Origin of the sequence: uncultured Eudoraea sp. (assembly GCF_947258525.1) — a bacterium.
Taxonomy (GTDB): domain Bacteria; phylum Bacteroidota; class Bacteroidia; order Flavobacteriales; family Flavobacteriaceae; genus Eudoraea.
This window is the reverse complement of the sequence record NZ_CAMYIP010000005.1, coordinates 1-6,120: the sequence shown is the minus strand read 5'-3', so window position 1 is coordinate 6,120 and position 6,120 is coordinate 1. Positions and strand designations below refer to the sequence as shown.

Here is a 6,120-nt window from a genome sequence, read left to right as displayed (position 1 = left end):
CTCCGGAAGAACAAAATACTTTAATGGTACCTTTTAAAGGGATGCTTGTCTGGAATCGTGTGCTTTGGGTAGGGCTTGGCCTGTTAGCTCTTTTGTATACTGTCTTTAGATTTGATTTTCAACGTTTTCTCAACCGGAATTACAGTACTAAAAAAAGAAAAACGGAAGAAGATATTACTGCGGTTTCATCAACTCATGCTAAAATTCCGGAAGTCAGTAAAGTATATTCCCGTGCACTTAACATCAAACTTCTTTTTAGCCTGGCTTTGATGGAATTCAAAAATATCATCAGGGATAATTTCTTTATTGCCATACTGGTCGCTGCCGTACTTTTCCTGTTTTTTGATGCCTGGTTTGGCTTTCCTATTTATGGCACCCCTTCCCTGCCCCTTACCTATTACATGTTGGAGGTAAAAGATTTTACCTATATCATTTTAATATTTGTTTTGATTGTCTTTATGACTGGTGAAGTCCTGCACAGGGAACGAAATGTTAACTACGATCAGATTTTCGGGTCATTACCTATCCCCAATGGCATAGTTTACGGCTCTAAATTTCTGGCACTTACATTGGTAAGTTTTCTGTTAGTAAACCTAATCCTTGTAAGCGGTGTTTTTAATCAGGTTATAAAAGGATATTTCAATTTTGAGTTTGATAAGTATTTTACCGATCTGTATCTTATTGAATTTCCCAAATACATCATTTTTGTAATGCTTGCTTTCTGCGTACATTCTTTGGTGACCAAAAAATTTATTGGTCATGTGATTGCTATTGCCATCTGGGCAACACTTTTTGGGTTGAATAGTTTTCTGGATGTAGATAACAATCTTTATCTATATGGCTATGCTCCTGGCTATACAGTTTCAGACATGAATGGCTTTGGACATTTTGGCACTTCTCTTTTTTGGTTCAGACTGTATTGGCTGGCGTTTGGAGCAATACTTACCCTTGTAGGTTTTCTGTTTTGGAAGCGAGGCACAGATTCAGGAAGTAAGGCCCGTCTTCAGATTGCCAGGGGCAGATTAAAAGTAAGTACGCTTTCTTCTATTATTCTGTTGGCTGCAATATGGCTTGGCTCAGGAGCTTTTATAAACTTCAACACCAAAACATTAAATAATTACAGGACCGATAAGGCAGGTACCATAGCCTCTGCTGATTATGAGAAGCATTTAAGTCAATATTACCAGAAAACGCAGCCCAAGGTTATCGATGTAAAGGTAAACGCAGATCTGGTGCCCGAAGAGCGCCAGGCTACAATTAAAGTAACCTATAAGATGGTAAATAAATCTAACGAAACTATTGATTCTCTTCATCTCAACTGGGGAGGGCCGGGACTCTTCCATAAAAAAGTTGAAGATTTTAAAATAGATGGCAAAACGCCTGTTCTTGGGAAAAAATACGAAGCCTATGGTTATGAGATCTATTCCCTTGGCAAAAGCATGCAGCCTAATGACACCCTGGTTATGGAGTTAAAAGTAACCGGATCTTTTGAGGGATTTCCTAATGAAGGTAGTGGATCAGACATTGTATACAACGGTACTTTCCTTAATAATAACTTTTTTCCCTCCTTTGGATATTCCTCTCAGGGTGAATTAACAAGTGATCAGGACCGCAAGAAATATGACCTTCCTATAAAAGATTATCAACTTCCTCCACAGGATGACGAATGGGGTTTGCAAAATCTTTTATTCAATGATGATGCGGATTATGTAACTTTTGAGGGAACGGTGAGTACAGCTCCGGATCAGATAGCCATTATGCCGGGTTATTTACAAAAGGAGTGGGAAGAGGATGGTCGCAGGTACTTCACTTATAAAATGGAAGGTGATTTGGATTTCTTTTATAATATTTCATCAGCCAGATATAATGTGCATAAGGAGGTATGGACCGGTAAAAATGGAGACAAAGTAAATATCGAAATTTTCCATCACCCTACACATACTTATAATATGGATCGTTTTGTAAAGGGGGTGCGGCATTCACTGGATTATTTTGCTGAAAATTATGGTCCGTATCAGTACCGTCAAATGCGGATTCTGGAATTTCCAAGGTATTCCACCTTTGCCCAATCTTTTCCGAATACAGTCCCGTTTGCCGAGAGTTTTGGTTGGGTAGGAGATTTTAGTGACCCCGAAGATTTGGATTATGTATATACCGTTACGGCACATGAAGTAGCGCATCAATGGTGGGGCCACCAAATTACGCCTTCAGCTACCAGGGGATCCAATCAGATTTCGGAGTCAATGGCTGAATATTCTTCGCTGATGGTTATGAAAAAAGAATACGGTGTGGATGCCATGCAGGAATTCCTTAAAGAAGAACTGGATCGTTACTTAAGAAGCAGGGCGAATGAAAGTAAATTTGAAAAAACATTACTCGACAATGACAATCAGTCCTATGTCTGGTACAGAAAAGGCGGGCTTATCCTTTATGCCCTGCAGGACCTTGTGGGGGAAAAGAATTTAAATAACGCATTCAGAAGTTATGCAGATTCTGCAGCTTTTCGCCCTAAAGCGCCATTTACGACTACAAAGGAATGGTATTACTTTATAAATACTGCTACCCCGGATTCTTTAAAGTATTATCTGGAAGATAGTTTTGAAAAAATAACCCTGTATTCCAATAAGACATCCAATGCAACTTATAAGCAATTAGAAAATGGACAATACGAGGTTATTATTGATGTGCAAAGCGGCAAAAGTCATTTTGATGGGAATGGAAAACTCCTCGGTTCACCGGAACGGCCAAATGTTCTGGAAATTGGTATTTTTGGTGAAGACGTTAAGAATGAATTAGGAATGACGGTTAAATCGCCAATTATACTGGAAAAAAAATGGGTAAAGCCCGGTGAAAGTTCCTTTACTTATACGGTCGATAAAATGCCCATCAAAGCAGGAATTGATCCATATAATAAGATGATTGACCGCATCCCGGACGACAATTTGATAGCTGTGGAAGAAAAACTTGAATAAATGTTATCTGGGATAATTACAGAATTGTAATTAGCAGTAAGGTTAATATTGACTTAACTACTTGAATGCAAAACCCATACATGACGAGCATTTGCCTTGGTATTTCTCAAAATTTAAATAGCGGGTGTTAGAAATAGGAATTGATGAATATTTGATGACTCCTACTAATAAATTACTCATTTTTAGCAGTTTAACACTTTATTTGGAATAGTAATTTAAATAAAATGTATCTTTGGATTGTTAAAAGGTCAGAAAGCCTTACTTTATTTCGATCTACCCGGATCTTTAATTTACTCCCGCTCTCTTTAGTTTTTAATAGCAATAGTGCAAAAAACATTTTTTAAGCCGATACGAAGAAGAAGTGATTCTGGTTTAGATATTATTTTTGGTGAAAAGTAATTTTCCCAATATACATCAATTAGTTTCTTCAACATTCCTCAAATTATTTACCGTCAGAAAACATTAGTGAACAAGCATATTTGGTTTCCACTAATTTCATAAGCCGGTTTACAGCTTTAAACTAAATAATTACAATATAAAAACTCCAAAATTTTCAGAAAGATCGGGCTCCGACTTTTCAAAGACATTAAGAAAAAGAGTAAAACTCTATTTCAAATCAAATGATCTCAGTAAACATGCCACTAAGAGCATGGTTCTAAAAACCGTACTTATGTTATCACTATTTTTTTTACCAGTGATCATAATCAACAGCGGTCTAATTAACACTGCCGGAATACTTTTCACCCTATACATTATTAGTGGATTGGGAATGGCGGGAATAGGTATGGGCATTATGCATGATGCCATTCATGGTTCTTATTCTACTAATAAATACGTTAATAAATACCTTGGATATTCCATGAACCTAATAGGTGCAAATGCGACTGTATGGAGAATTCAGCACAATGTATTACATCATACATACACGAATATAGAGCAAACAGATGATGATATAAATCCTCCATCTATCCTGCGATTTTCACCTCATGCCAAAAAGAATTGGTTTCATAGGTTTCAACATATATATGTTTGGTTTTTCTATGGCCTGTCTACTGTTTCCTGGATCACTTCAAAGGACTTTGTAAGAATAAATCGCTATAGAAAGTTAGGGTTTTTCAGTAAAAAAAATGAATTTAAAACAGAACTGGTAAAATTAGTAGGATGGAAACTTCTCTACTACACCTATGCATTAATCCTGCCACTGTTGATAGTGCCTCTGGCGCCATGGATAATTATTCTGGCTTTTTTAAGTATGCATTTTGTAACCGGTATTTTGATAAGTATTGTGTTTCAGGTGGCACACATTATGCCCAGTGTAGAATTTCCCTTACCTGATGGAAATGGTATGCTCGAAGGTGACTGGCATGCACATCAACTAGCAACCACCAGTAATTTTTCACCTCGAAGCAGACTATTATCCTGGCTAATTGGTGGACTAAATTACCAGATAGAGCATCACTTATTACCAAATATTTGCCATATTCATTATAAAAAAATATCAGGTATTGTAGAACAGACGGCAAAGGAATATGGTATTCCTTATCATACCAAAAAAACACTCAGGGCCGCTATTTGGGATCATATAAAGATGCTTCGAGAATTAGGCAGAATAGAACCTGTTGTAGCACCGGCAATAATAAATTAATAAATAAAAAAATAATTAATAATAAATATTTAAAAGAAGGAACAGTAAAATTTTTTAATAGGACCAAAGGATTTGGTTTTATAAAACCAGTTGATTCAGACGAAGACATCTTTGTTCACCAAAGTGGCCTTATCGATGAAATTCATGAGAACGACAACGTAAAGTTTAATTTGGAAAAAGGACAAAAGGGAATGAACGCAGTAAATGTGGAAGTTATCTAAAACCCAATACCAAAAATTTTAGACAAAGCCATCATAACTGATGGCTTTTTTTATTTCGGTAATTTGTATTAAAAAATAATAAGAATTTATAATATACCTTTAAAAGTGCCTCAACAATGACAGAAAGCCGATTATAGGAAATACTACATAAAAATGTAGAACTAACGATGACTATATCTTACAAAATCCCATAGCTAGTGCAAAAGTTTTTCTACTTTTTAATTTGTAAATTGGAGTATATAAGAAACAATACATTATGGAGATATATAGATTTAAAATTTTTACTCTAATTATATTTATTACGGCCACTACCATATTTACTATCGAGACTCAAGCTCAAGCCGAGGAAAATGCAAATTTCCGGGCGGGGATCGCAGCATATCAAGCCAACAATCTGCCCCTGGCTTATAAAGAGTTTCTCACGGCTGCAAGCTCTGGCCATGCCGATTCCCAATTTAATTTGGCTTTGATGTATGAGCAGGGCATTGGAGTTGCCAAAGATGAAAAGGAAGCGGTAGTTTGGTATGGTAAATCTGCTGCTCAGGATAATTCAGCGGCGCAATACAACCTGGGAGTGCTCTATGAAAATGGACGCGGGACTGCGATTGATTATGTAAAGGCCAATGAGTGGTATCGTAAGGCTTCCGTGCAGGGAGATCCGCTGGCCATAGGTAATTTAGGTATGCTCTATGTGCGGGGCCAGGGTGTGAAAGAAAACAAGGTAGCAGGCGTAGCGCTGCTCTTAGTTTCGGCTACTATGGATCCCTCGCCCCAAAACCACGCTAAACGGAATATTACTGCTACTCGTGACTTAACTTCTGAAATGATTGCAGAAGCCCAGGCGCTTGCACAAGAACTCAGTGCTGCGAACAATCTTCTTGTTCCGCTGGATAATTATTTGAAGGAATAGAAGAATAACACTTTATTTTATTATACTGTCGTTATTCCTGATGCTGATCCCTGTGGTGACGGATTTAAGATAATTTATCCCGTACAGTCTGGAAATTTATTTCCGCACAATACCAAATATCAGGAAAATCTAATTTCATTAAAAAATTAGTGTTAAGCTATTATCACTTTTTTAATAAATCTGTAATTAATTCAAAAATTTTGTTTTCATTTGTTTTGTCAAACAAAATATCACTTGTGAGACATTAAAGCTTTTAGCTGCACATCATGAACTGTGTTTATACGTTCGGGATTTTGGGAATTAGGAAGTCAAACCCAATATCTGCTTATCGGATAAGTAACCGAAATATAGAGCTAACTTCCGCTATTACTT

The 6,120-nt window shown here is 36.8% G+C and carries 4 protein-coding genes; all 4 read left to right on the top strand.

The features are described from left to right. A partial coding sequence (locus tag Q0X89_RS00145) for a M1 family aminopeptidase (protein ID WP_297690579.1) occupies positions 1–2,972 on the top strand: 2,972 nt, incomplete at its 5' end. A gap of 670 nt (positions 2,973–3,642) precedes the next feature. Further along, the gene (locus Q0X89_RS00140) at positions 3,643–4,617 is read left to right on the top strand and encodes an acyl-CoA desaturase (RefSeq protein ID WP_297690578.1); all 975 of its coding nucleotides are present in this window, start codon (positions 3,643–3,645) and stop codon (positions 4,615–4,617) included. 14 nt (positions 4,618–4,631) lie between these two features. Beyond that, the gene (locus Q0X89_RS00135) at positions 4,632–4,838 is read left to right on the top strand and encodes a cold-shock protein (RefSeq protein ID WP_297690580.1); all 207 of its coding nucleotides are present in this window, start codon (positions 4,632–4,634) and stop codon (positions 4,836–4,838) included. 256 nt (positions 4,839–5,094) lie between these two features. Beyond that, positions 5,095–5,748 carry a tetratricopeptide repeat protein gene (locus Q0X89_RS00130; RefSeq protein WP_297690577.1) on the top strand — a complete coding sequence of 218 codons (654 nt, stop codon included), beginning with the start codon at positions 5,095–5,097 and terminating at the stop codon, positions 5,746–5,748. The last annotated feature ends 372 nt before the right edge of the window (positions 5,749–6,120 follow it).